Source organism: Lederbergia galactosidilytica (genome assembly GCF_017873565.1).
GTDB lineage: Bacteria > Bacillota > Bacilli > Bacillales > Bacillaceae_C > Lederbergia > Lederbergia galactosidilytica.
Genome location: NZ_JAGGKH010000019.1, coordinates 1 through 24,269, shown reverse-complemented (window position 1 = coordinate 24,269; position 24,269 = coordinate 1). Strand labels below are relative to the sequence as shown.

Below are 24,269 nucleotides of genomic sequence, written 5' to 3'. Positions count from 1 at the left end.
GAATTTTCTATTAAAACCCTAAATGTTAATCTATTTTAAAACCTTCATAAATTAGACAAATTTCCTTTAATTTATGTAAGTACAATGCTAAAATAATGATAGGGTTTTATATTTTCAATGGATTGTTTATTCAAAATAAATTGGTTGCAATCGTGGAGGCGTATCACAAATGAGTAAAAACACTTCATATCAAGCGTCGCCCTGGCAGAAATTTTCAGGTCCGAATCTTGGTTATGTAATGGAAATTTACGATGAGTATGTCAATGATCCCAGTAGTGTTGATCCAGAACTAAAGTCATTATTTGATCAATGGGGAGCACCGCAGGAAGCAGAAGTAAGCGTAACAACAAAAGGGCAGGCTAATGTTTCTTTTCAAATTCCCGAAAGCCCTGACATGTATAGTAAGCTTGCTGGTGCTATTAAGCTAGCAGATAATATTCGTACATATGGACATTTAGCTGCGGACATTAGGCCTTTGAATCTCCGGGATATTGATGTGAGATACATAGAGCCGTCTCAATTTGATTTAACGGAAGAGGATCTTAAAAATATTCCACCGTCATTTATTTCTCCAAATGCACCAGCGGATTTAAAAGATGGACTCGAAGCCATTAATCATTTGAGAAAAGTATATACACAAAAAATTGCTTTTGAATATAATCATGTGCACGAGCTAGAAGAAAAAAAATGGCTTCAAGGACAAATTGAATCTGAGAGTTTTTATCCTTCTCTTACAAAGGAAGAAAGAATCCAAGTATTACACCGTCTTTCAGAAGTTGAAGGGTTTGAAAAATTTATCCATCGGACATTTGTAGGCCAAAAACGATTTTCAATTGAAGGTCTTGATACTCTCGTTCCTTTAATTGATAAAATTATTAATTCTACAGTGGAATCAGGAACTAAAACAATTAATATTGGAATGGCGCATCGTGGAAGACTTAATGTTCTTGCCCATATATTAGAAAAGCCTTACAAATTAATATTCTCTGAATTCCAACATGCACCGAATAAGGATTTAATCCCATCGGAAGGTTCAATTGGAATTACATATGGTTGGACAGGAGATGTGAAATATCATCTTGGCGCTGACAAAAGAGTAAAACGAGCTGATACAACCCAAACTCGGATTACACTTGCTAACAATCCTAGCCATTTAGAAGTTGTGGGTCCAGTTGTTGACGGTTACACACGTGCAACCCAAGAGGATAGAAGTCAAGCAGGGATTCCTCTGCAAAATATGGCAAGTAGCTTAGCTATTTCTGTCCATGGTGATGCCGCGTTCGCTGGGGAAGGAATTGTTCAAGAAACATTAAATATGGGCCATTTAAAAGGTTATGATACGGGCGGTACTATTCACATAATTGCCAATAACATGATTGGATTTACTACAGAGAGTTTGGATTCACGTTCCACAAAGTATGCATCTGATATTGCAAAAGGATTTGAAATTCCGATTGTTCACGTGAATGCGGATGATCCAGAAGCAGTATTAGCAGCTGGTATTTTAGCTTATAAATATCGGCATAAATTCCATAAAGACTTTGTCATTGATTTGATCGGTTATCGTCGCTATGGTCATAATGAAACGGACGAACCAATGGTGACAAATCCTATTATGTACAACGTCGTAAATAACCATCCAACGGTTAAAGAAATTTATGCAGAACGTTTAATAGAAAAGGGTCTACTCTCAAAAGAAGATGTTAAAAAAATCGACGAAAAAATCTTTCAAAAACTGCAAAATGAGTATGATGGTGCGGCTAAAAGTTCAGATGAACCCGATATTTTAATGAACCCACCTGAAAAAGTGATGGAAGCTTTTCAAGATGAACAAACAACTGTTTCAGAAGAAGAGCTAAAAATTATCAATAATGCATTATTAGATTGGCCTAAGGATTTCCACGTTTTCCAGAAGCTAAGCAGGATTTTAAAAAGAAGAGAGGCCGTTTTCTCCGGAAAAGGCAAAATTGATTGGGGACATGCAGAGTCACTCGCATTTGCAACCATTCTAAGAAATGGTACTCCAATTCGATTCACTGGCCAGGATACACAAAGAGGAACATTTGCCCACCGCCATCTCGTCTTGCATGATGAGAAGACTGGAAAAGAGTTAATACCTATGCACCATATTCCTGAGGCGCGAGCTTCTTTCGCTGTGTATAATAGTCCATTAACAGAGGCAGGAGTAGTAGGTTTTGAATACGGTTATAATGTTTTTGCACCGGAAACTCTTGTACTATGGGAAGCCCAATTTGGGGATTTTGCCAATATGGCACAGGTTTATTTTGACCAATTTATTTCATCTGGAAGAGCAAAATGGGGTCAAAAGTCTGGTTTGGTATTACTTCTCCCTCACGGATATGAAGGACAAGGGCCTGAACATTCAAGCGGAAGAATGGAAAGGTTTTTACAAAGTGCTGCAGAAAATAATTGGACTGTTGCCAATCTTTCAAGTGCAGCTCAATATTACCATTTGCTTAGAAGGCAGGCTGCTTCTCTTGGTAAAGAAAATGTGAAACCACTTGTGATTATGACGCCAAAATATTTATTACGTCATCCGCTTGCTTCCGTAGAAATACATGAGCTTGTAAAAGGGAGCTTCCAAACGGTCATTGAACAAACTGGTCTTGGTCAAAAGAAGGAAGCTGTAGAAAGGATCATTCTATGCAGTGGGAAAATTAGTATCGATTTGGCGGAGCAATTGGACAACGAGAAAGATTTAGAGTGGCTTCATGTTTTAAGAATCGAAGAATTATATCCGTTTCCATCCGAAAAGATTAAAGAAATATTGGCTCAATATCCTAATTTAAAAGAACTTGTTTGGGTTCAAGAGGAGCCGAAGAATATGGGAGGATGGACACACGCTGATCCATATTTACGAAAACTTGCTCCAAACGGTGTGGAGGTTAAATATACTGGTCGTAGAAAACGCTCTAGCCCATCTGAAGGAGATCCGACTGTTCATAAGAAAGAACAAAAACGCATCATTAAAGAAGCTCTAAACAAAAACTAACTATTACACAAATGTATGGTAACTATATAGAGGAGGATTTCAAAGTGGCTGAAATTAAAGTACCTGAATTAGCAGAATCAATTACGGAAGGTACAATCGCTCAGTGGTTGAAACAACCAGGCGATCATGTAGATAAGGGAGAATATATTGTAGAGCTTGAAACAGATAAAGTAAATCTTGAAGTCATTTCCGAAGAAGAAGGAATTGTAAAGGAATTAAAAGCAACTGAAGGAGATACCGTTCAAGTCGGTGAAGTAATCGCGATTGTAGAAGCTGGAGGGGAAAAGTCAAATAACGATGAGGCTCCAGCAAATACACAAGTGAAGGATAAATCGCAAGAAGAACAAAAAGCAGAAGATGTATCAGAAAAAGTGACTGAAGAGAAAAAAGAACGACCAATTGCTTCCCCTGCAGCACGAAGATTAGCTAGAGAAAAAGGGATTGATCTTTCACAAGTGCCAACAGTTGATCCAATGGGACGTGTTAGAAAACAGGATGTTTCTTCATACTCTGATCAACCAAAACAAGAATCAGCACCTGTGCAAAAACCTTCACCTTCTGTTGTGCCAGAAGATGGAAAGCCGGTTGAAAGGGTACGTCTATCTAGGCGTCGTCAAACAATCGCTAAGCGTCTACTAGAAGTGAAACAAAACACAGCAATGTTAACTACTTTCAATGAAATTGATATGACAGCTGTTATGGACTTACGTAAACGTAAAAAAGATAATTTTGTAAAAGAACATGATGTTCGGTTAGGGTTTATGTCATTCTTTACAAAAGCAGTTGTAGCAGCACTAAAAAAATACCCAGCTGTAAACTCTGAACTTGATGGCGATGAGTTGATCATGAAAAATTTCTATGATATTGGTGTTGCTGTTTCAACTGACGAAGGATTGGTGGTACCTGTTATTCGCGATTGTGATCGTAAAAATTTTGCTGAAATTGAATCAGATATTTTAGCAGTTGCGAATAAAGCTAGAGATAATAAATTAACCTTAAGTGATTTATCTGGGGGAACATTTACCATTACAAATGGCGGTGTATTTGGTTCTCTCTTATCAACTCCTATTCTAAATGGAACGCAAGTAGGGATTTTGGGAATGCATACTATTCAAACCCGTCCTGTTGCCATTGATGCAGAACGTATGGAAAATCGTCCAATGATGTATGTTGCTTTATCTTATGATCACAGAGTTATTGATGGAAAAGAAGCTGTAGGCTTCCTAGTAACCATTAAAAAACTGTTAGAAAATCCTGAAGATCTTCTTTTAGAAGGATAATATGCGAGTAAATTAAAGGGCCGAAAAATTTCGGCCCTTTATATATTTGTAGGGAGTAATAAAATTTAAAAGGCGTGCCCAATAAAATGGACACGCTAATAAATTTATAGTTATATAGTTTTATATTTAAATTAAGCCTTTAATCCACGTTTTCTAATTTCTGACTTCAGTAACCTAATCCATTCACTCTCATGTTTATTTTTCTTTGCATCTCGATAGGCAGCGACCAGCAGTTCATTACTCATAATCTTCATTGCTAGTAAAACCTCCTCGTGAAATTGGATTATTCAATTGTTATTATTATTTTACTCGTTTTAAGAACAAAAAGAAAGCGTTTTGCTTAAAATTCCTTAAAAAGAAAACACTTTAAAAAATGTGTATTTAAAAAGGTAAGTTGTTTAATATACCAAATAGGGGAAAGAGCAAAACGAAATAATTTTAAAAATGTTCAAACTTTAATTTTTCCATGATATATAATTTTCTAAATCATCTTGCCTTTCTATCCATTTTTGCCCATAATTTATGTTATATCATGAAGGTTGGTATTCTGATTATCGTGTGGAAAATATGAGTCCAAGCAATAGATATTTGAAATTTCTGTGAGAAGAGCGATTTTATTGAGAACTTACCAATCTATTCTGAAAGCAGACTGAATGGACAATATTATGTCATTTTTCAACCAAGGAATAGGAATAAATCCCATCATTTATGATGGTCAATACATTATTTCATTTATACTGTTTTCCGGTTACCAAAAAGAAAAGATAAATGGAGTTGGGGATGAGGAGGGAATATATGTTGTTTGATGAAAGAAGCGCCTTAAAAATCAGATTAGAGCAAATGCGTGATGTGGAGAAAAGAATTTTAGAAGATATATATAAAGAGAGAAGTTTTATTTTTAATCGCCTAAGGGAATTAGATGAACAGGAAACAACTGAAATTGAAGATATTAGGGAGCACCAACAGCACCAAAAAGCAAATTCTGAATTAAACCAATCGGAAAGTATGCCAATCCCAATTCCTAGAAAAAGAAAAGGACGGCCTTCTAGAAGGAGTAAAACAACTAAATTAAGAGAAATCGCGATTGATATATTACAAAAGGCGGATGCCCCTATACGTGGAAAGAAATTAAAAGAACAGATTGAGGCTGTGTCTCATTCGCATATCGCGAATATGACAACATTTATGAATACAATACGGGAATCAGATCAAAATATTATAAAGGTAGGAAGAGGCCTTTATGCTTATGATGGCGATGAACAGGAAGATTGAACTCAGCAGAAACTGAATATTGCTTAGGCTTGCTTATGAGCAAGTCTTCTTTATTTTTGTTAGAATAAATAGATGTGGATTTTTATTAATTTAGAGAGGAAATATTATTCATGAATACATTATCTTTACCGCAGACAATTGAACAAGTAATTAAGAATAGACAGAAGATGTTTTCAGAGGAAACGAATGCGCGTTCAAACCAGGTATCTCAATTTTTATCAGAAGACAATGAATTATTAGCTGATGCTGTTATTTCTTTGGCATTAGATAAAAATCTCTTGCTCAAAGGTCCTACAGGTTCAGGAAAAACAAAGTTGGCAGAAAATTTATCGCAAATTTTTAAGCAACCAATGCATAGTATTAATTGTTCTGTTGACTTGGATGCTGAAGCATTTTTAGGTTTTAAAACAATAAATGAAAAAGATGGAAAACAGATAATCGAATTTGTTCCTGGTCCAGTCGTTAAGGCAATGAAAAATGGTCATCTATTATATGTTGACGAAATCAATATGGCTAAGCCAGAAACATTACCGATTTTAAACAGTATCCTTGATTATCGGAGATCAGTTTTTAATCCTTTTACAGGAGAAACGATTCATGCAGAAAGTGGTTTTGGAGTAATTGCGGCTATTAATGAAGGATATATCGGAACAGTTCCTCTGAATGAAGCATTAAAAAATAGATTTGTTGTGCTAGATGTGCCCTATATTCAAGGAGATATTTTAAAAAAGGTTCTTATGACGGAAAGTATTTTAAAGGATGAAATGCTACTAGATAAGTACGTTTTATTATCTGAAGATCTAATCACACAAGTACGTAATGGACAAGTACCGGAAGAGGCGGCTTCCATCCGCGCCTTGATTGATACCTGTGATTTATCCGCATATTTGCCTCCATTAAGAGCTATCCAACGTGGAATTGCCGATAAACTTGAAGAAGAAAGGGAAAAGTCTGCCATCATGAATATTGCATCAACGTTATTCGAAGAAAAGAAGAGATAAAAATATTTTGGAGAACCTCTCTCTAGGTTCCAGAACAGTTTTCTCGTAGGCCGTAAGACCAAAGGCAGGACGGCGCATTCCTACAATGGAACTTGCTTTTTTCTAATATAAGGAGTGAAAAGAATGTATCGTTTCATCGATTTCAATGATGAAAAAATTGATTCTCTACTCATGATGGAATTATCCGATCTAGCTAAAACACTTGTAAAGGATCCGGACTATGAAGTTGAGTTACGTGTTCATTCATATTTAGACATGGCGGACAAAAAAATATATGCAAGTCATTTCTGGAATCATCGTTCAGAAGCTTATATGGTTTCAGGGATGAAAAGTGATATTTATTTACGAGCTCTTGGGAATTATTATTTTACTGATCCGAAAGTAGTGCGTAAATTTCTTGATTGGTCGCAACATACAAGTTTTCCGCGTTTTGCGAAACAATTATTTTCACTTGCAGAAGATTTGAGAATAGAGGAAATTTGTAAAAGAAAAAGACCAGGAATGAGAAGAGAGTTTATTAATCGACGGAAGGTTTATTTAGGCTTTTTTCAAAATCAATGGAAGGTTAATATGGAAAGAAGTTTATTTACTGATGTCCTTTTTAATCTTGCTTATCTCGTTTGGAATGCCCAAACACCACTTCTCAATATTCCGCAAATTCATCCTGATATTGATCAAGTTATCACTTTATACCGCGAGAATCTAGAACGCTTATTTGATGCTAACTCAACGGAAGAGATAGCTCATATTTGTACGCAAATTGTGCAACTACTAGAAGGGGTTGTAAAACGGGATTTATTAAATGATTATTTTCATCTTCATATTAGTGAAACGGAAGACCAGTCTGCAGATTATCGAGATTTATTAAGAAAGGATCAGCTCATTAATGATGATCAATCAGATAAGAAAGCTACGGGAGATGAAGAGTTTTTCAAAGAAGAGATGAAAACTTGGCATCGAGAAACGAGTGATCCCGGAAAAAACTTTTTACAATTTGATCTTGATCAAGGTACACAAACAGATATCCTTACCAATGAAGCAAGAGAAGGAGAAGCTGGTGATCAAGCCTTAGCGATCGTAAAGGGAAAAACTGGTAAAAGCCAATATAAGGACTATTCTAATATGGAGGAGTTAGGAAGGAAAAACAATGGGAATGATTCCGTTCAAGCGCCATATGGAATAGAAAATCGTTATGCTGAAGCGATATTTCTCAAACCATCCTATCCCAACAATGAAGAGCTTAGTCAATATCACTTTTATAAAGAGGCAATGGTTTTGTATCAAAAAAAGTTGAAAAGAACGATTGATATGACTCTTGAACATAAAAAACAGCTGCCACGTACTCGGCTACAAATGGGGCGTCTTGACAAAAAATTAATAGAATTTTTCACAGATGAACAAAAGAGATTGTTTTATAAAAAAACGGAAAAATCAACTAAGATTGATGCGGTTTTTAGTCTGTTAGTTGATTGTTCAGCTTCTATGCAAGATAAAATGGATGAGACAAAGAAAGGTATTACTTTATTTCATGAAGCTTTAAAATCTGTTCGTGTTCCTCATGAAATAACAGGATTTTGGGAGGATGCCAATGAGGCGACTAAAACAAGACAACCCAATTATTTTTCCCAGTCGATCACTTTTTCAAATTCACTGAAAAAGAAAACGGGTCCCGAAATTATGCAATTACAAGCAGAGGAAGATAATCGAGATGGTTTCGCCATAAGAGTAATGACCGAAAGATTATTAAATAGAGGTGAAAAGCAAAAATTTCTAATTATATTTTCTGATGGAGAGCCTGCTGCATTTGGATACGACCAAAATGGGATTATTGACACTCATATGGCTGTTACAGATGCCCGGAAAATGGGAATCGAAGTAATCAATATATATCTATCTGTAAATGGAGTAGGAGATGAACAACGTAAGGTTTTCCAAAATATTTACGGGGCTTACAGTTTAATTTCACCTTCAATTGAAACTTTGCCGGAATTACTCTTTCCATTATTAAAGAAACTGCTTCTTAAATCTTTAAATGATTGATCATAAGATGATTGTTTTATAAAAAAAGCTATCCCGCTGTTAAAGCAGCAGAGGGATAGCTTTATCTCCTATATTTATCTCTTACCTTTACTCTTTTTTCACTTTTTTCTTGTTTATGGTTAGAATTGCTCACTTGTTTTCTATTTATTTTCCATCGTCGTAACGGGTATGTTAAAATTCGAAGAATGGCGAAACATATTGCACCACCTAAAAATTTAAAATCCAAGAAGATGATGGCTAAAAAAACAAACATAAAAATAAGAATGGTCAGAAAGGATGAGCTACCTTGGCCATAATCATATCCTTTTGCAGAGGCTCTCTTGTCAAGATCATATGTAATGGCCATTTCATTAAATAACTGATTATATGTATTTGAAATAGCTTTCTGAAAATTATCTTTTTCTAAAAAGGGAAGTGAATAAGAGTCTAATATTTCCCCGATCATTCCTGGAGAAAAGTGTTCTTTCAATCCATTACCAACTTCTATGTAAATTTTTCGGTCCTGAACCGCGAATAATAATAAAATACCATTCTCGTCATTTTTATCCCCTAGCTTATAGGTACGGAACGCTTCCTCCGCGTACTCATTGATGGGAGTATTTTGGAGCGAGGGGACAGTCAAAACGCTTAACTTTGCCTTAGTTTCTTTATCAAGATAAGTTCCTAGTTCCGTTATCTCTTTTTCTACCTTTTTCGGCAATAAATCGGCAAAATCTTGAACATAGATATCCCCATTCGGTTTTGGGACATCTACCGCCAAGACAGATTGGTATGAAAAAAAGATTATAGAAATTAGCAGGATGCTATAAAGCCATTTCTTCATAGTTATAATTCCTTTCACAATCAAATCTCTATTTTAAGTGTTTACCAAATTAAGAAATAAGTCTACCCTTCTTTTATCCTAATTTCAATATATTTTTCACAATTAAAGTATGTGGAACCATTGTTACACTCTACGTGAGCGAAATGAATGTTATTAGTGTTGTTATTTAAAAAATGATAAACTTAAAATACCATAAGGAACTACCCTTTTACATACTTAATTGGAGATAAGAGCAGAGAGGAGAGCGAAATTTTGGTAGAAAATAGAAGGCCAATTTGGATTAAAGAAGCAATAGAACAAGTTATGCATTATAAAAAAAGGGGGTCCTGTGAAAGAATATCCCTTGATGATTGTGATGGACGATTTCTCGCGCAACCATTAAAAGCAGATCATGATGTGCCACCATTTAATCGTTCACCTTATGATGGATTCGCTTTAAGAGCAGGCGATACAATTGAAGCTTCAAGGAATAATCCTCTTGCATTCGAGGTAATTGATGAAATAGGAGCCGGTTCAGTTAGTCATTATGAATTGCGTTCGATGGAAGCTATCCGGATAATGACCGGGGCGCAAATTCCCCGAAACGCTGATTGTGTCATTATGCTAGAGCTTGTTCAAGAGAAAAAACATTCAGATGGTAGACCTTATATCATCCTAAAAAGGCCATTACGGGAAGGTGAAAATATATCTTTTCAGGGTGAGGATGCACAACTTGGAACCACTTTGATTAATCAAGGGGAAAAAATTAATCCAGGCATTAAAGCTTTATTAGCAACTTTCGGATATAATGAAGTCCCTTGTGTTACCCCTCCATTAGTGGGAATTATTACAACTGGTAGTGAATTATTACAACCAGAAGAAGATTTAGTTCCTGGGAAAATTCGTAATAGTAATGGTTATATGATTGAAGCCCAAATAGCTAGAGCTGGAGGCCAACACAAACGATATGGATCTGTTTCAGATCAATTTGAAGACTTGCTCACGATCGTCAAAAGGGCAATGGCAGATTGTGATATTGTGATTACAACGGGAGGAGTATCAGTTGGAGACTATGATTATATGCCAATGGTCTATCAAGCGCTAGGGGCGGAACTGTTATTTAATAAGATTGCGATGAGACCAGGAAGTGTGACAAGCTGTGCTCAAAAAGATGGAAAACTCTTTTTCGGCCTTTCTGGAAATCCTTCTGCTTGCTATGTTGGCTTTGAATTATATGTACGCCCATATATTCGTTATTGGCTTTATTCAAATAAACCATATTTAAAGAAAATTACTGGGAAAATGAAAACTGATTTTTCAAAAGCAAATCCATTCAGTCGATTTGTTAGATGCAAGCTATCCATAGAGAACGGACATGTATATGCTAATCCAGTCGGATTAGACAAGTCAGGTGTGGTCACATCATTAGCATGGGCAGATTGTTTAGCGATACTGCCAGGAGGAACAAAAGGATTCACAGTTGAAGACTCTGCTGATATTTTATTGTTAGAAGATCAAGAAGGTAGTGAGGATCCATGGAGAGAACCAAGATTTTCCAAATTGTAGGCTTCCAAAATAGTGGGAAAACAACCTTGATGAAAAAATTAATTGCTTATGGACAAAAACAGGGGTTTCGAATCGGAACAATAAAACACCATGGTCATGGAGGAGCTCCTGAGGGAAAGATTCAACAAAAAGATAGCAAAAAGCATCTAACTGCTGGGGCAGTTGTTTCCGCTGTTGAAGGAGAGGGTATTTTACAATTAGAGACACCAAACTTAAAGTGGAATTTAAAAGAGATTGTTTCCATTTATCAGGCCTTTTCGCTAGATCTTCTCTTTATTGAAGGATATAAAAGGGAGAGCTTTGCAAAGTTTGTGTTAATCCGAAATGAGGATGATCTAGAGCAATTAAAGGAATTATCCAATATTAAAGCAATTATTTCCTGGATTCCCAATGCTACACTGCCGAAAATACCTGTATATTCAATCCATGAATGTGATGCTTTTGTGGAAGAACTCTTTACTAAGTTGATTGAGAAATGATCTGTAACTATAACTTCTCTATGCAAAAAAGTATTATTGATAAAGTTAAAAGTTAGCGGAGCCTCCATTTTAAGTTGAGAGCTTCCGCTATTACTGTTAATGAATATGTCTTTTTCGAAAATGTCCCCCATGTACTTCTGAAATATTTCCGATGGCAAGGAAGGCTGAATCATCATGATCTTCTATAATAGATTTTAATTTTGATTCTTCAAGTCTCGTAATAACCTTTTTATCGTCTCCTGTAAACGCCCCTTCACCACTTAAATAAGTTACACCTCTTCCAAGTCTTGCTAAAATGGTTTCACCAATATCTCTCGAATGCTCACTTATAATCCACACGGCTTTGGATTCAGTTAATCCTTCTACAACGATATCAATAATTTTAAAAGCAACGAAATATGTAATTATCGAGTACATCGCACGTTCCCAACCAAAAATAAAACCAGCCGTAACAAAAATAAAGAAATTAAAAAACATAATAATTTCTCCAACTGAAAAAGGGAGTCTATTATTTAGAAGAATGGATAATACTTCTGTTCCGTCAAGGCATCCACCAAAGCGAATTACGATACCGACACCCATACCCAAAATAATTCCACCAAAAACTGTATCTAATAATAAGTGTTAGTTACGACATATACATTATTTAATAGTACGGATGTGAGTGATAAAATAAAGATTCCATACAAAGTTGTTAGAGCAAATGTTTTTCCTATTTGTTTATAACCGAGGTAAATAAAAGGGAGATTTAAGAAGAAAAGGATAAATCCCACTCTCCAGCCAGTTAGATGAGAGAGTATAATGGATATACCAGTAATCCCGCCGTCTAATATATTGTTGGGAACAAGAAACAACTCTAGAGAAATCGCCATTAAAATAGCGCCAATCGTCACTAATATAATACGCCAAAATAAAATTTTTCTTTTTAACTTTTTATGGTGCTGTTTGAACTCTAGATTGCTTTGTTTCATTTCATCATCCTTTCTGGAGATTATCGAGAATTTGCACCCGTGAAGTATAAAAGCTAGATAAGTTTGACAGTCCGCATAAGAGAGAAGTGAATTACAAAGTATTTCCTTTATTATAAACTTAATTAAGATTCTTGAAAATACTTTAACTATTTTAATCAATTAGACAATTGATTCTGGAGTTAGTTGGTGTTGATTTTATACTTTAGAATCGGTAAAATAAAGGAGTAAGAGTAAAGTGTATATATTCGGGAAACCGAAATTGAATCCTCCTAAACACGTTTATATCTTGCAAATATAACAGGATAGGTGGTATTTTTTGTGGAAAAAAATCCTAATTATCGAGTATTGTTGTATTATCAGTATGTAGAAATTGAAGAACCAGATGTGTTTGCAAAGAGACATTTAAAGCTTTGTAAAAGTATTGGGTTAAAAGGGCGAATCCTAGTAGCTAGTGAGGGAATTAATGGTACAGTTTCTGGTACGTGGGAACAAACAGAAACATATATGAAGGAAATGAAAAAAGATCCTCGCTTTGAAACAATGATCTTTAAAATAGACGAAGCTGATGGGCATGCTTTCAAAAAGATGCATGTACGCCCTCGCCCGGAACTTGTTACGCTTCGCTTGGAAGATGATATCAACCCACATGAAATTACAGGGAAATATTTAAAGCCAAGTGAATTCTTTCAAGCTATGCAAGATGAAAAAACAATTGTGCTTGATGCACGTAATGACTATGAATATGATCTTGGTCACTTTAGAGGAGCAATCCGACCTGATATTAAAACATTTCGCGAGTTACCTGATTGGGTTCGGGAAAATAAAGAGAAATTGGAAGGAAAAAAAATCCTTACCTATTGTACCGGTGGAATTCGTTGTGAGAAATTTTCTGGATGGCTTAAAAAAGAAGGTTTTGAAGATGTCGCCCAACTACATGGGGGTATTGTAACTTATGGAAAAGACCCAGAAGTTCAGGGTGAACTTTGGGATGGGCAATGCTATGTTTTTGATGAGAGAATTGCTGTTCCAGTTAATCAAAAAGAACATGTCGTCGTTGGACGCGATTATTTTGATGGCACACCGTGTGAACGTTACGTAAACTGTGCAAATCCCGAATGCAATAAACAAATCTTATGTTCAGAAGAAAATGAACATAAGTATATGAGAAGTTGTACAGATGAATGCCGTGTTCATCCAAGAAATTTATATATTCAGGAACATAATCTTTGTGACGACGAGGTAAAAGAAAGAATCGAAAACCTAAAACGCGAATTAGAAACTAGTGTTTAATTATATCTTAAAACAGCATTGCTACTGGTTATAGTGATGCTGTTTTTTTATGTCTAATCGTAACTTTGGATGAAAAATCCTATCGTTTTGAGTGTTTTGAGTTGTAGTCAACGTATTTAACTCTATTCCCATTTTTTTCAATGTATGGATGATGGGCAGAATCACATAATATGAACGTTCCAAAAAAGATTGAGGAGGCTTATAAAATGACTGTTATCACAAAGGTGCAGCAAACATTAACTGGTTTAAAAACAGCACAGGCAAGTTTTGAAGGATTTGCGTTAGATACTGATAATCAACAAGCGAAACAACTTTACAAAACATGTGCACAGCAAACTCAGTCTATTATTGATTCACTGGAACCACGAGTACAAGAAATTTTACAGGAAGAGCCGCAATATAACCAGTAATTTAAATAGAGGCAGGGACTAAAGCATTTTATATCAAAGATGAATCTGAACAAGATAATGCTTAGTGCAAACTCTAGCTCCGGAAATATACTTCACTTTCATGCTCGCATGGTGAGCCTCACACTGTGAGGCCTCATGCTTTTTCTCCCGCAAGAGTTATGTCACTAAATGATTAAATTGTTTCCCTTTAAGATTAATCAATTTGATGTTGTCCCTGCCTCTTCTATTTCTAGGAGGATACAAAAATGACTGTATTTGCCAATGTCAAAGGAACTTTTGCTTCTGCAAAAGCCATTCAAGCTGAATTTAGTCGATTAGCTGACATCACATCTGATCATGAAGCCAAAAGGGTTTTTCATGAATGTATGGAAGATATGAATTCAGTCATCCTAGATTTACAGCAAAGGCTTGAATTTATGAAGGCAGAAGAACAACAGTATCGAAATTCATAAAAGGGAGGGGAAATTAGTGGATATTCCTAATTGGCTTGAAATCATCCTTCGTTCTTCAACCATGGTCATTATCTTATTTCTATTAACAAAATGGTTAGGAAAAAAACAATTATCACATCTATCCTTTTTTGAATATATTGTTGGAATTACGATCGGTAGTATAGCAGCAGAAATTTCTACAGGATTGGAAACCAATTATATGAATGGGGTATATAGTCTTTTAATCTGGACAATCATTCCTTTTGTTGCAGGGATTATCGGGCTAAAAAGCAAAAAGGTCCGTAACTTCATTGAGGGTTCATCTACTGTTGTCATTAAAGATGGAAAAATCCAAGAGGAAAATCTATCAAAGGAACAGTACACAGTTGATGAATTATTACAACTCTTAAGAAAGAAGAATGCCTTTCAAATTGCTGATGTGGAATTTGCCATTTTGGAATCGAATGGGGATCTAAATGTAATGCTTAAAAAAGATAAGCAACCCATTACTCCAGCGGATCTTCAATTAGAAGTAGCTCCTGAAAAAGTTCCTCAAACCGTCATTATGGAAGGAAAGATCATAGATATCGGTCTTACATCAAGAGGACTAAACAGATCATGGCTTGAAATTGAATTAGAGAAATTAGGTGTAGCACTTGAAAATGTGTATTTAGGTCAAGTTGATACATATGGTCAATTAACTGTGGATATATATGATGACAAGATACAAATACCTGAAGCAAAACCAAGGCAATCTCTTTTAACAGCTTTAAAAAAATGTCAAGCTGATTTGGAAACATTCTCACTTGAAACCGATTCAGAAACGGCTAAACAAATGTATCATAAAAATGCAAAAAAGCTTCATTCTATTATAGAGAAGTCAGAATACCTTCTTACGCAAAAATTCCCATAATCGAGAGACTTATATTTACCTGAATAATGATTTACATGGTGATTTGGTTTATTGATCTTATTGGCGTATAATAAAATTATAAATGTGAAAGGGGATCTTGCCATGGCTTATCGAAGGGGACCTAAGGAACCTATTCCAGAGAAAGAAACAATTGTTTGGTCATGTACGAATGAAGAATGCTCATGTTGGATGAGGGATGCCTTTTCTAATGAAGAAAAAACGATTTGTCCGATTTGTAAATCGGAAATGGAAAAAGAAGTAAGAGTGCTACCTGTTATCAGTTAATGTAAAGGGGGTTGTCTTTGTAAAAAGGCAATCCTTTTCACTTTAAATTCATAACTTTACATAAAATATGATTTTGAGGGAATATCAATTAATAGGAAATCGAAGGAGGATTCAATAATGAAGCAAAGTCATAATAGCGATAGAACGTCTCCGGCATCCCCAGAGTCATGGTGGATTCATTCCACAAAAGTACATAAATTTCCTTCCCTTGAGGATGATTTAAAAGTAGAAGTGGCCATCATTGGAGGAGGGATCACAGGGATTACTACGGCTTTTAAATTAGCAAAAGAGGGATTACAAGTTGCTTTATTAGAAGCAGATTCCCTATTTAAGGGAACAACAGGGCATACAACGGCGAAAGTCACTTCCCAACATGGTTTAATCTATAATGAATTGATTCAGCATTTTGGAGAAAATAAAGCTAGACTATATTATCAAGCCAACCAAAATGCAAAAAAGCAAATCGAGAAATGGATCAGGGAATACAATATTGAATGCGAATTCCAAAAGACGGATGCCTATATATATACCAATACCGAGAGTTATATTGGCGAAATTAAGAAAGAAGCAGAGGCATATCAAAAATTGGGGATTGAGGGCGGATTAATAGACCGACTCTCGATCGATTTACCACATAAAAGCGCCATCGTTATGAAAAATCAAGGACATTTTCATCCTCTTCACTACTTAGTGAAAATGGTTGAGCAACTAGAGAACCTCGGTGTACAAATATATGAAAATTCTGTTGCCACCCAAATGGAAGAAGGTTCTCCACCTACCATACGTTTTAAAAATGGAAAACGTGTTGAAGCAGATTACGTTGTTTCCGCTTCTCATTTTCCTTTTCACGATAACAGAGGATATTTTTCCCGTCTCTACCCAGAGCGTTCTTATGTGATTGCTGGAAAGCCACTGAAGCCTGTTACAATAGGGATGTATATTAATGCAGAGCAGCCAACACGTTCCATTCGTCCTGTGACAATCGACGGGGAGCAAATGCTATTAATTGGCGGGGACGGCCATAAGGCTGGACAAGGGGGAAATGAAATAGATCATTATAAAGCGTTAGAAAAATTTGCATTGGAAGAATTCGGTATTGAAAAAATTGACTACAGATGGTCTACACAAGATCTTGTTACTCCAGATAAATTACCCTATATTGGTGAATTATCTGCAGGTAGTCGTGTTTTTGTAGCCACAGGCTATCGGAAATGGGGAATGACCAACAGTCATGTTGCTGCCCAATTAATCAGTGATTTGATTATAGAAAAGGACAATCCTTATAAAGAATTATTTGCACCCGCGAGATTCAAGGCGAATCCGAGTGTGAAAAAATTTATTAAGGAAAATTTAAACGTTGCCTCACACCTCATTACGGGAAAATTAGAAGTTCCCGACAAAGAATTAAAAGATATAAAAGCAGGAGAAGGTGCGGCTATTTCCATTAAAGGGAAACGTGCTGGTGCCTATAAGACTGAGGAAGGTCAACTTTTTATCATCGACACAACCTGTACCCATATGGGCTGTGAAGTAAATTGGAACAGTGGGGACAAAACATGGGATTGCCCATGCCACGGTTCACGCTTTACCTATACAGGGGAAGTATTAGAAGGACCAGCAGAAAGACCATTAAAGCTACTTGACGATGATCAAATTGATTATACAACTTCTTGAAAGGACAGTCCCCCATCGCATTACCGCGTTACCGTGGTGGGGGACTGTCCCCATTACCAGTGTTTTTGTATAAATTGATCCCGCCCTGATTTTGCTCTGTCAGCTAAATAGTCCGCTTCGTTTTTTTTATAAAAGTCTTGGTGAAAATCTTCAGCAGGGTAAAATGTTTCTGCTGGTTTAATCTCAGTGATGATCGGTTTCTTGAATTTGCCACTAGCGGCCAATTTTTCTTTTGATTTTTCAGCGGCGATTTTTTGTGCTTCATTATGGTAAAATATGACTGTGCGGTAGGAATCACCACGATCATGAAATTGCCCGCCTGCATCTGTTGGGTCAATTTGTTGCCAATAGATTTCTAATAATTTTTCATAAGGCATTTGTTTTGGATCAAAAGTGATTTGCACAACTTCATAATGGCCTGTTTTCCCTGATTTTACATCTTCATAGGTTGGATTTGCTAATATGCCTCCGGAATATCCAGATACAACACGATCGATCCCGTCCCATTGATCAAATGGTTTAACCATACACCAAAAACATCCACCTGCAAACGTCGCTCTTTCTAAATTCTTCATTGCATATATTTCCCTTCAAAACATAGTTAATCATTTTATTTAAACATACTTGACGGAATTCTTCCATAACTATTGTATTTTACTAAGATTTTGAAAAATCAGCATGATTGGATGACATTTTCTGCTTTTTACTTTAAGATTAGGTAATAAAAATATATTTAGATTTACGAATGATCTGGGGGAATATAAATGGAGAAAGTGATCTCATATTTAAAACCATATCGTTGGGCAATGACCATAGCTTGGATGCTAATGCTTGTGGAACTAGCGGTAGAATTATGGCATCCCATGTTTATGGCAAATATAATTGATGAAGGTATTTTAAAGCAAGATTTAAATGCTGTAATGAAGTGGGGGGGAATCATGGTTGGAATGTCCCTACTTGGGTTTATTGCTGGCATAACGAACTCTTATTTTTCTGCCCATGCCAGTCAGGGCTTTGGCTTTGATGTTCGTTCTGCCGTATTTAAAAAAGTGCAATCATTTTCATTTAATAATTTAGCTCAGTTTCAAACCTCTTCGCTTATCACCCGCCTAACCAATGATATTACTCAAATTCAGAATACATTGTTCATGAGTTTGCGAGTTGCATTGCGCACGCCGTTATTGATCATTGGTGGGGTAACGATGGCTTTTCTTGTTAATGTAAAGTTGGCCCTTATTTTAGTCCTGCCAATTCCGATTTTACTGCTTGTCCTAATTTGGATGATGAAAAAAACAGGTCAGTTATTCCGATTCGTACAAGATAAGTTGGATAAGGTCAATAATGTGATGCAAGAGAATTTAACGTCGATCCGTCTGATTAAGGCATTTATTAGAAAGAATTTTGAAGAAAATCGTTTTGGTAAAGCTAACAAAGATTTAAGAGAACAAACAGTGAAATCGCTTAGATTAGTGGAGTTACTAGGACCGCTTTTATTATTTTTTATGAATCTAGCAATATTATTTATCCTATGGTTTGCAGCAGCAGATGTCCATCAAGCAAGAGTTAATGTAGGGGAAGTTGTTGCAATCGTCAACTATGGTTTTCGAATTACTATGGCTTTATCCATGCTATCTTGGATTATTATGGCATTCTCTCGCGGGACTGCTTCTTCTCAACGAATTACGGAAGTTCTAAGAACACCTATTGATTTGGAAGATGATGTATCGGCACTTTCAGATAAAAGGATACAAACGGGAAGAGTAGAATTTCAGGATGTTAATTTTAAATATCCTGGAACTGACCATTATGTACTGCAAAATATATCCTTCACAGCAAACGCAGGGGAAACGATTGCTGTTATGGGAGCAACAGGGGCAGGGAAATCAACACTCTTTCAGCTAATACCAAGACTTTATGATGTAAATGAGGGCATTATAATGATTGATGGTCAAGATATTCGGAATATGACCTTACAATCACTTAGGAAACAAATCGGTTTTGTGCCACAGGAATCTATTTTATTTACTGGTTCAGTTGAAAGCAATATTGCCTGGGGGAAAGAGGGGGCATCTGCCGAAGAAATTTTAGAGAGTACTAAGGATGCACAGATATACAAAACAATTCAGGAATTACCTAAAGGGTTTCAAACAAAAGTAGGACAGAAAGGGGTTAATTTATCCGGGGGACAAAAACAAAGACTTTCAATAGCTAGAGCCCTCGTTCGCACGCCAAAGCTATTATTCTTAGATGATAGTACAAGTGCTCTTGATATGAAGACGGAAGCAAAGCTATTAGATGCCTTAGAAAAGTATGACTCTACTATTTTTATTATTACGCAAAAAATTACAACTGCTATGAAAACTGACCAAATTCTTTTATTGGAAGAGGGAAATTTAGTAGCATGCGGGAATCACGAAACTTTATTAAGGACTTCCCCCCTTTATCAAAAGATCTATCAGTCTCAATTTACTAAGGGAGGGTTAGCAGATGTCTAATAAGAAGATAGGGCAACCAATGAAGGTGGAAAAAGTAAGAAATTGGAAAAGAACTTTATTACGCATTTGGCGATATCTCGATGTTTATCGAGGCCAATTAATCCTCGTACTGTTCACAGTTTTAGCGAGTTCTTCGCTTGGCTTGTTAGGACCATTTTTAATTGGTAAAACTATCGATAAGTATATTGCTGAAAACAATGGACATACATTAATTTTTATTCTTGTTATGATTGCTTTTGTCTATTTTTTCTTTTCGCTTACAAGCTTTATGCAAAGTTATTGGATGATTGGTATAGGTCAGAAAACAGTCTTTACAATGCGAAAACAGCTTTTTAACCGACTTCACAAATTACCAATTAAGTTTTTTGATAAACGTCAACATGGAGAATTAATGAGTCGTTTGACAAATGATATTGACAATGTCAGCCAAACGTTAAATACCTCCGTTATTCAGCTTTCTTCTAGTATCATTACGCTTGTGGGCACTATTACGGTCATGTTAATATTAAGTCCATTACTAACTTTAATCACAATGTTTGTCGTTCCAATCATGTATTTTGGAATGAAATGGATCACAAATCGTACAGGCAGGTTGTTTAAAGAACAACAAAAGCATCTTGGCGATTTAAATGGATTTATTCAAGAAACGATTGCTGGGCAAACAATCGTGAAAACTTTTTCTCAAGAGGAAAAGATAATCAGTGAATTTATGGAGAAAAATGAAAAGTTAAGAAACGCAGGTTATTGGGCCCAAGTATACTCTGGCTTTATTCCCAAGCTAATGAACATGTTGAATAATTTAAATTTTGCAGTGATTGCAGGTGCAGGCGGAATTTTGGCTTTAAAAGGCTATGTAAGCATCGGAACAATCGTTGTCTTTACAGAATATTCACGTCAGTTCACTCGTCCTTTAAACGAACTAGCCAATCAATTTAATACATTACTTTCAGCTGTTGCTGGAGCAGAAAGAGTGTTTGAAATACTGGACGAAGAAGAAGAAAAAGATCAGAAATCAAGCCGAAAAATTGACCATATTAATGGAGCAATCGAGTTTAAGAATGTGTCTTTCTCATATGATCAAGAAGAGCAAAATCAAACAATTTACCAAATAAACTTCCAAGTTAAACCAGGTGAGACAGTTGCTCTTGTTGGCCCCACGGGAGCAGGAAAGACGACGATTATTAACCTTCTTGCCCGTTTCTATGAAGCAAGTAGTGGGACGATATTGGTTGATGGTATGGATATCCACACCATTCAAAGAAATAATCTACGAAGTCATATGGGATTTGTTTTACAGGATGCCTATCTATTTCAAGGGACAATTCGGGAAAATATTCGCTATGGAAAACTTGATTCATCTGATAAGGAAGTGGAAGAGGCAGCAAAAATGGCAAATGCCCATTCTTTCATAACAAAACTACCAAATCAATATGATACCATTCTCAAACAGGATGGTAGTGGGATTAGTCAAGGGCAAAGACAACTCTTATCAATTGCAAGGGCGATGCTTTCTAATCCTTCTTTACTTATTTTAGATGAGGCTACAAGCAATATTGATACGATTACGGAAATGAAGATTCAAGAAGCGCTATCGCGATTGATGGAGGGAAGAACAAGTGTTGTAATTGCGCATAGATTGAATACAATCCAAAATGCTGATCAAATTTTGGTATTAAACCAGGGGCAAATAATCGAAAAGGGAACACACACAACTTTACTGCAACAACATGGTTTCTATTACGACTTATTCCATAGCCAGCTCCGTGAAGAAGTAGGTTCTTAAAAATGGATTATCTGGATTGCTTTTCAGAGATTGATATTAATAAAGAAAAAATGATTGACTTTCTTTTCAATAAAAATGCAGGGGATACTCCCCCTGCGATTTTTTAAGCGGCGTTATTGTATTTTTTATCAAAGTTTTCATCGCTTGTTGCGATATAAATGATCCCTTCAATAAAACCAATAATTCCTGGAATAGTGGTCCAACAAAATAGAAGGTAAACAACCCCTAGTCCAATTTGTCCAAGGAGAATTTATGAACACCGAAACCACCTAGGAAGATACCAAGTAATCCTGCTACAACTTTGTTCTTCATTAAAAATAAACCCCCAGCATAATAGAAAAATAAGAACAATATTATTATATATATTTTTAAAATAAAAGCAATATTTTGGCCATACCTAGAGTAGTAACGAAAGGAGTCTATAGAAAAATGGAACAGGTACATTCACTTACAAATGAGATAATTCCTATTTTAAGAGTTTTTGATAGACAGAAATTAAAAGAATTTTATTTAGATTTTTTAGATTTTAATCTTGATTGGAAGCATCAATTCGACGAAAATTCCCCCATGTACATGCAAGTTTCTCAACAAGGTTGTATCCTTCATTTGTCAGAACATCATGGGGATGCTTCACCTGGAACTACTTTAAGAATAAGGGTACACCAGATCAAGGAATTCCAGCAACAGCTTTTAGCAAAGAATTATACTTATGCTCGCCCAGGGCTAGAGAGATCACCTTGGGGTACAATGGAATTCACTGTCCATGATCCATTTGGAAATAAACTCATTTTTTATGAAGGAAACTAATCTTTGGAGCTAGATCCCATGTTATCCGTGCAGGAGTTTGAAGGGAAGGGATGGAAATGCCACCATATCTCTGCCTACTTTTAGTGTCTTCGGTATGGAGGCCGCAAATCACAAAGCGACATCGTTTTGTCGTCAAAAAATAGGTTCTTAAATCCGCAGCCAATGAAAAAGTTCGTCGGGCTTTTTAGTCACAGTAGGAAGGAATATAGATAAGGAATAATCGGAAAATAGTTGGAATGAATACAGTTTTTCTTTCGGTGGATTTAATGTAAATACCCTAATCATGTCAAAATTTAACGCTTATGTGGAATGGCATTTAAAAAGAATAAATATCGCGTTGTTATAAGGTGTGAAACTCAAATTAAGCGTTATATAGATTGGCGCTCATTTTATAAAGGGAACTTGAAATTTATCGAGTGGTAGGTGTCAAGAATATTTAAGCAGACAAACTTCTAATGTACAAACGGGAGTAATAAGAATAGGGGCTGCACCTGAGATAAATATTAGTAAACAAACAACCAATAGAGGTAGTGGTAATATTAGAGTCCATTATAAAAATAGTTACAACGGTAACATCTATGCGGTTAGCCAAGGGCTTGGACATATCGTTGTATATAAGAAGTGGACTGACGAGTTAGGTGGAATCGAAAAGCGCGAAACGATTCTTCATGAGGTAGGCATGAAGCGGGATTAAGTCATACTCAAAAAGCAAATAACTCAATTTCTGTAATGCGTGCAACAGGCTTTAACAAAAAGGACTATCTATTACAAGATGATTATAATGGATTAAAGGCAAAATATAAATAGAGGTGAAAGGAATTGAAAAGGTTTTCATTAATTGCATTGTCTTCGATTATCTGTCTGCTATTATTAGTCGCTTGTTCAAAAGTCCAAATTATTTCTGGGAAAGCAGAAGGTTTTGATTCGTTTGTTGATCTTGATGCAGCTACGGAGATTATCGTTCTTGGGACAAAGAAAAGTGAGGAGAAGCCAAATATTTCTCGGACAGAGGATGGAGATATTACAACTGCAAATTTCAAAATCGATAAAGTGATGAAAAATGAGCAGGCTAATGCGAAAATAAAAGAAGAAAATACGATTCCGATTATGGAACATTCCTTTTCTGATGGAACAAAGCAAATTAGTTATAATGGGTATAAAAATATGAATGAAGGTGAGCAATATCTACTCTTCTTGTCACCGGAACAAGACGGCTTATACGCGATTCGAGGTGTTACCCAGGGAAAAGTCCCCGTAAAGGAAGGGGAAGTTCAAGTCTATCAAGAGAATGATACGGATGATTCAGAGAAATTTCTAAGTAAGATATTCATAGAGGCACGGGCGAAATACATCCAAGGAAATTAAAAGGGATTTCTTTCACGTGTAGACAAAGCGGATTTCACTTTGTCTACATTTTTTTACTTATGGGAAATCTACGGGTGTTTGAGAATATGGTTTAACGATATTCAAGGTTACATAAATAACTTTTCAATAAAAAGTATAAATATGCTCGGCCTAGATTAATCTACTCCCCGGGAATGATTGAAATTACAATCTGGAAATAAAGTCATATTCATGAAAATTAATCTATGCTATTTCTTCATAAGACTTGCCGAAATAGCTTGTGAACCCCTATAATAGTGCATATTAGAGTTTTATAGTGGTAGTGTCAAAAATTCTATGAAAACAAAAGCCTAAACGTAGCTCTACGGTCTAAATGTGGTGGTAAGCTACCGCAATCGCTCTTGACAAACACG

22 protein-coding genes and 1 pseudogene are annotated in these 24,269 nt (G+C 35.9%); 18 read left to right on the top strand and 5 right to left on the bottom strand.

Going from position 1 to position 24,269, the window contains the following annotated elements; translation table 11 throughout:
- Positions 1–169 precede the first annotated feature (169 nt).
- Both J2Z23_RS17485 and odhB read left to right on the top strand, forming a co-directional pair.
- Positions 170–3,013, top strand: coding sequence for a 2-oxoglutarate dehydrogenase E1 component (locus J2Z23_RS17485; RefSeq protein WP_209974707.1), 2,844 nt, complete (start codon positions 170–172; stop codon positions 3,011–3,013).
- Positions 3,014–3,057: 44 nt separating this feature from the next.
- Complete coding sequence (gene odhB / locus J2Z23_RS17480) at positions 3,058–4,293, top strand: 2-oxoglutarate dehydrogenase complex dihydrolipoyllysine-residue succinyltransferase (protein ID WP_057988103.1); 1,236 nt, start codon at positions 3,058–3,060, stop codon at positions 4,291–4,293.
- Between the two features lie 131 nt (positions 4,294–4,424).
- On the opposite strand, the gene sda is transcribed toward odhB, so the two are convergent.
- Positions 4,425–4,547, bottom strand: a complete 123-nt coding sequence (gene sda, locus J2Z23_RS17475) for a sporulation histidine kinase inhibitor Sda (protein WP_057988101.1) — start codon at positions 4,545–4,547, stop codon at positions 4,425–4,427.
- Positions 4,548–4,946: 399 nt separating this feature from the next.
- On the opposite strand from sda, the gene J2Z23_RS17470 reads away from it, so the two are divergent.
- The 4 genes from J2Z23_RS17470 to J2Z23_RS17455 all read left to right on the top strand — a co-directional run bounded on the left by J2Z23_RS17470 (position 4,947) and on the right by J2Z23_RS17455 (position 8,606).
- Entirely contained in the window at positions 4,947–5,099 is a 153-nt protein-coding gene (locus tag J2Z23_RS17470; protein WP_209974705.1) for a hypothetical protein, read from the top strand.
- Positions 5,089–5,565: a Rok-like winged helix domain-containing protein gene (locus J2Z23_RS17465; protein ID WP_057988099.1), complete on the top strand. Its 477-nt coding sequence runs from the start codon at positions 5,089–5,091 to the stop codon at positions 5,563–5,565. The genes J2Z23_RS17470 and J2Z23_RS17465 overlap by 11 nt, the downstream gene beginning before the upstream one ends.
- A 167-nt stretch (positions 5,566–5,732) precedes the next feature.
- The gene (locus J2Z23_RS17460; protein WP_420795708.1) at positions 5,733–6,566 is read left to right on the top strand and encodes an ATP-binding protein; all 834 of its coding nucleotides are present in this window, start codon (positions 5,733–5,735) and stop codon (positions 6,564–6,566) included.
- 123 nt (positions 6,567–6,689) lie between these two features.
- Entirely contained in the window at positions 6,690–8,606 is a 1,917-nt protein-coding gene (locus tag J2Z23_RS17455; RefSeq protein ID WP_209974703.1) for a vWA domain-containing protein, read from the top strand.
- Between the two features lie 61 nt (positions 8,607–8,667).
- On the opposite strand, the gene J2Z23_RS17450 is transcribed toward J2Z23_RS17455, so the two are convergent.
- Entirely contained in the window at positions 8,668–9,429 is a 762-nt protein-coding gene (locus J2Z23_RS17450) for a TPM domain-containing protein (protein ID WP_057989315.1), read from the bottom strand.
- A 252-nt stretch (positions 9,430–9,681) separates the two neighbouring features.
- Between J2Z23_RS17450 and J2Z23_RS17445 the strand changes: the two genes are divergently transcribed.
- Positions 9,682–10,974 (top strand): molybdopterin molybdotransferase MoeA, encoded by a 1,293-nt coding sequence (locus J2Z23_RS17445; RefSeq protein ID WP_057989317.1) that lies wholly within the window; start codon positions 9,682–9,684, stop codon positions 10,972–10,974.
- On the top strand, positions 10,944–11,453 hold the full coding sequence (gene mobB, locus J2Z23_RS17440; protein ID WP_057989319.1) for a molybdopterin-guanine dinucleotide biosynthesis protein B: 510 nt from the start codon (positions 10,944–10,946) through the stop codon (positions 11,451–11,453). Before J2Z23_RS17445 ends, mobB begins: the two co-directional genes overlap by 31 nt.
- Before the next feature lie 96 nt (positions 11,454–11,549).
- Here the strand turns inward: mobB and J2Z23_RS17435 are convergent.
- Positions 11,550–12,424 (bottom strand): annotated as a pseudogene (locus J2Z23_RS17435) (YitT family protein).
- A gap of 318 nt (positions 12,425–12,742) precedes the next feature.
- Here J2Z23_RS17435 and trhO point away from each other — a divergent pair.
- From trhO to J2Z23_RS17405, 6 genes are all read left to right on the top strand, one after another.
- Positions 12,743–13,714, top strand: coding sequence for an oxygen-dependent tRNA uridine(34) hydroxylase TrhO (trhO, locus tag J2Z23_RS17430; RefSeq protein ID WP_057989321.1), 972 nt, complete (start codon positions 12,743–12,745; stop codon positions 13,712–13,714).
- 206 nt (positions 13,715–13,920) lie between these two features.
- Positions 13,921–14,124 carry a DUF1657 domain-containing protein gene (locus J2Z23_RS17425; RefSeq protein ID WP_057989323.1) on the top strand — a complete coding sequence of 68 codons (204 nt, stop codon included), beginning with the start codon at positions 13,921–13,923 and terminating at the stop codon, positions 14,122–14,124.
- 245 nt (positions 14,125–14,369) lie between these two features.
- Positions 14,370–14,576 carry a DUF1657 domain-containing protein gene (locus tag J2Z23_RS17420; RefSeq protein WP_057989326.1) on the top strand — a complete coding sequence of 69 codons (207 nt, stop codon included), beginning with the start codon at positions 14,370–14,372 and terminating at the stop codon, positions 14,574–14,576.
- Positions 14,577–14,637: 61 nt separating this feature from the next.
- Positions 14,638–15,468 carry a DUF421 domain-containing protein gene (locus J2Z23_RS17415; RefSeq protein ID WP_057989381.1) on the top strand — a complete coding sequence of 277 codons (831 nt, stop codon included), beginning with the start codon at positions 14,638–14,640 and terminating at the stop codon, positions 15,466–15,468.
- Between the two features lie 102 nt (positions 15,469–15,570).
- Complete coding sequence (locus J2Z23_RS17410) at positions 15,571–15,753, top strand: cold-shock protein (RefSeq protein ID WP_057989328.1); 183 nt, start codon at positions 15,571–15,573, stop codon at positions 15,751–15,753.
- Positions 15,754–15,870: 117 nt separating this feature from the next.
- Complete coding sequence (locus tag J2Z23_RS17405; protein ID WP_209974701.1) at positions 15,871–17,427, top strand: FAD-dependent oxidoreductase; 1,557 nt, start codon at positions 15,871–15,873, stop codon at positions 17,425–17,427.
- Between the two features lie 53 nt (positions 17,428–17,480).
- On the opposite strand, the gene msrA is transcribed toward J2Z23_RS17405, so the two are convergent.
- Entirely contained in the window at positions 17,481–18,002 is a 522-nt protein-coding gene (gene msrA, locus J2Z23_RS17400) for a peptide-methionine (S)-S-oxide reductase MsrA (protein ID WP_057989332.1), read from the bottom strand.
- Between the two features lie 189 nt (positions 18,003–18,191).
- Here msrA and J2Z23_RS17395 point away from each other — a divergent pair, with 189 nt between their 5' ends.
- Together J2Z23_RS17395 and J2Z23_RS17390 are read left to right on the top strand one after the other, a co-directional pair.
- The gene (locus J2Z23_RS17395) at positions 18,192–19,922 is read left to right on the top strand and encodes an ABC transporter ATP-binding protein (RefSeq protein WP_209974699.1); all 1,731 of its coding nucleotides are present in this window, start codon (positions 18,192–18,194) and stop codon (positions 19,920–19,922) included.
- Positions 19,915–21,705: an ABC transporter ATP-binding protein gene (locus J2Z23_RS17390; RefSeq protein ID WP_057989336.1), complete on the top strand. Its 1,791-nt coding sequence runs from the start codon at positions 19,915–19,917 to the stop codon at positions 21,703–21,705. Before J2Z23_RS17395 ends, J2Z23_RS17390 begins: the two co-directional genes overlap by 8 nt.
- A 225-nt stretch (positions 21,706–21,930) precedes the next feature.
- Here J2Z23_RS17390 and J2Z23_RS22830 read toward each other — a convergent pair whose 3' ends face one another.
- On the bottom strand, positions 21,931–22,017 hold the full coding sequence (locus J2Z23_RS22830) for an NINE protein (protein WP_420798643.1): 87 nt from the start codon (positions 22,015–22,017) through the stop codon (positions 21,931–21,933).
- Positions 22,018–22,134: 117 nt separating this feature from the next.
- On the opposite strand from J2Z23_RS22830, the gene J2Z23_RS17380 reads away from it, so the two are divergent.
- Both J2Z23_RS17380 and J2Z23_RS17375 read left to right on the top strand, forming a co-directional pair.
- The gene (locus tag J2Z23_RS17380; protein WP_057989338.1) at positions 22,135–22,512 is read left to right on the top strand and encodes a glyoxalase superfamily protein; all 378 of its coding nucleotides are present in this window, start codon (positions 22,135–22,137) and stop codon (positions 22,510–22,512) included.
- Positions 22,513–23,331: 819 nt separating this feature from the next.
- Positions 23,332–23,877, top strand: coding sequence for a hypothetical protein (locus tag J2Z23_RS17375; RefSeq protein ID WP_209974697.1), 546 nt, complete (start codon positions 23,332–23,334; stop codon positions 23,875–23,877).
- Positions 23,878–24,269 lie beyond the last annotated feature (392 nt).

Bases quoted from the DNA above. Each gene is read 5' to 3' on its own strand.
- J2Z23_RS17380 (WP_057989338.1), top strand. From the start codon at position 22,135: ATGGAACAGGTACATTCACTTACAAATGAGATAATTCCTATTTTAAGA.
- J2Z23_RS17465 (WP_057988099.1), top strand. From the start codon at position 5,089: ATGTTGTTTGATGAAAGAAGCGCCTTAAAAATCAGATTAGAGCAAATG.
- J2Z23_RS17485 (WP_209974707.1), top strand. From the start codon at position 170: ATGAGTAAAAACACTTCATATCAAGCGTCGCCCTGGCAGAAATTTTCA.
- J2Z23_RS17415 (WP_057989381.1), top strand. From the start codon at position 14,638: ATGGTCATTATCTTATTTCTATTAACAAAATGGTTAGGAAAAAAACAA.
- J2Z23_RS22830 (WP_420798643.1), bottom strand. From the start codon at position 22,017: ATGAAGAACAAAGTTGTAGCAGGATTACTTGGTATCTTCCTAGGTGGT.
- J2Z23_RS17410 (WP_057989328.1), top strand. From the start codon at position 15,571: ATGGCTTATCGAAGGGGACCTAAGGAACCTATTCCAGAGAAAGAAACA.
- J2Z23_RS17460 (WP_420795708.1), top strand. From the start codon at position 5,733: ATGTTTTCAGAGGAAACGAATGCGCGTTCAAACCAGGTATCTCAATTT.
- J2Z23_RS17405 (WP_209974701.1), top strand. From the start codon at position 15,871: ATGAAGCAAAGTCATAATAGCGATAGAACGTCTCCGGCATCCCCAGAG.
- J2Z23_RS17450 (WP_057989315.1), bottom strand. From the start codon at position 9,429: ATGAAGAAATGGCTTTATAGCATCCTGCTAATTTCTATAATCTTTTTT.
- J2Z23_RS17420 (WP_057989326.1), top strand. From the start codon at position 14,370: ATGACTGTATTTGCCAATGTCAAAGGAACTTTTGCTTCTGCAAAAGCC.
- msrA (WP_057989332.1), bottom strand. From the start codon at position 18,002: ATGAAGAATTTAGAAAGAGCGACGTTTGCAGGTGGATGTTTTTGGTGT.
- J2Z23_RS17455 (WP_209974703.1), top strand. From the start codon at position 6,690: ATGTATCGTTTCATCGATTTCAATGATGAAAAAATTGATTCTCTACTC.
- mobB (WP_057989319.1), top strand. From the start codon at position 10,944: ATGGAGAGAACCAAGATTTTCCAAATTGTAGGCTTCCAAAATAGTGGG.
- J2Z23_RS17470 (WP_209974705.1), top strand. From the start codon at position 4,947: ATGGACAATATTATGTCATTTTTCAACCAAGGAATAGGAATAAATCCC.
- sda (WP_057988101.1), bottom strand. From the start codon at position 4,547: ATGAAGATTATGAGTAATGAACTGCTGGTCGCTGCCTATCGAGATGCA.
- J2Z23_RS17425 (WP_057989323.1), top strand. From the start codon at position 13,921: ATGACTGTTATCACAAAGGTGCAGCAAACATTAACTGGTTTAAAAACA.
- J2Z23_RS17390 (WP_057989336.1), top strand. From the start codon at position 19,915: ATGTCTAATAAGAAGATAGGGCAACCAATGAAGGTGGAAAAAGTAAGA.
- J2Z23_RS17395 (WP_209974699.1), top strand. From the start codon at position 18,192: ATGGAGAAAGTGATCTCATATTTAAAACCATATCGTTGGGCAATGACC.